Consider the following 1,155-nt stretch of genomic DNA (forward strand, 5'->3'; position numbering starts at 1 on the left):
TGTTGCCATGGGTTGTTCTTGGGAGCGGTCTCGCGCCCCCGCACCCCTTCAACGGGGCGAACAACCGCTCACGCTGTGACGGCCACAGGACGCTTCGTTGCCGACGCGTCGTGCTGTCAGGATTCTTCGTTGGCGTCACCGTCCGCCGTCGTATTCGGTTGGGTGAGAACATCCACCTGCTCGAGGAGCGTCGTCGCGGTGCTAATTCGCTCTCGATCAGCGGGCCCCAATTGGTCGGCGTCGATACTGGAGAGGCTGCTAAGCGCGCGGTGGAGTCGATAGCCTGGGGTGTCTCGTGGGTCCATGTGTGCGCCTCCGCCAATTTCCGGCGCGAAAAAACACCGGCGGGCAGTCAGCGGGGCGGTCCGGGAGTGATCTCGAACTAGTCCCCAATTAACCAACAGGACGAATCGATATCGGGATTAGTTGGTTAAACTGTCACCGTCTCTATTGACCGGCTTCGGGTTCGGGCCCATAGCGAGGTGTCCCGCACCGCTGACACTCCCACATGGGCTGCCCGGTCCACTCGTCGTCGGGGATAGCCTCGAATTCGCGAAATCGATGCTTAGTCTCCCGATCACACTCCCGACACTCGAGGTGAGTTCTGTTTGGGCGCTCGCGTCGTGGCTGTTCGGTATCGGTCTTGCCAACGGATTCCTGGAGCGCAATCGCCGGCACCAGCCAGAGGTCGTCGTCTGCGTCCTCACGTAGGCTTGCAAGACGATCTTCGGAGTGAACCCCACTCCCGGTTTCCTCGTAGAGGAACGTCGTGTGCTCGCCGTCGTGACAGGACTGCGTCGTCTCTGTCCACGCCGTCCGCTCACGAGCAGCCGCGAGCAGCTGATTACCACATTCAGACGTGACCCGTGTCGCCGAGGGGAGCGAGGGCCACTGATCGACAAGCTGTGGGGCCGGTTCCTCGTCGAGATCGTAGATTAGCTTGCAGTCATCGACTACTGGGTCATCATCTGCCCTCGCGAGGAGGGTGGCCGCAGCAGATCCCTTCGCGACGGCGCCGTAGAACGTCGACGCCTCAACGAGCAGCTGGATGACGTGGAGGAGAGTCCGTTCGGCATTCGACGTGCCCTGCTCGTCGGCTGCTTCGAGATGGTTCGTGAGACAGAACCGGCACTTCGACTGGCCAGCGGGGATCGA

The 1,155-nt window shown here is 61.8% G+C and carries 2 protein-coding genes; both read right to left on the reverse strand.

Translation table 11 applies throughout. From position 1 onward, the window contains the following. Positions 1 to 116: 116 nt before the first annotated feature. Positions 117 to 305, reverse strand: coding sequence for a hypothetical protein (locus FJT57_RS15850; protein WP_144906822.1), 189 nt, complete (start codon positions 303 to 305; stop codon positions 117 to 119). 142 nt (positions 306 to 447) lie between these two features. Beyond that, the coding region (locus tag FJT57_RS15855; protein ID WP_238994028.1) for a biosurfactant protein 1 at positions 448 to 1,155 on the reverse strand (708 nt) is incomplete at its 5' end.

The sequence above is a fragment of the Halobellus captivus genome (genome assembly GCF_007655485.1).
Taxonomy (GTDB): Archaea; Halobacteriota; Halobacteria; order Halobacteriales; family Haloferacaceae; genus Haloquadratum; species Haloquadratum captivum.

Coding starts and splice junctions, on each gene's coding strand:
- FJT57_RS15850 (WP_144906822.1), bottom strand. CDS start 305: ATGGACCCACGAGACACCCCAGGCTATCGACTCCACCGCGCGCTTAGC.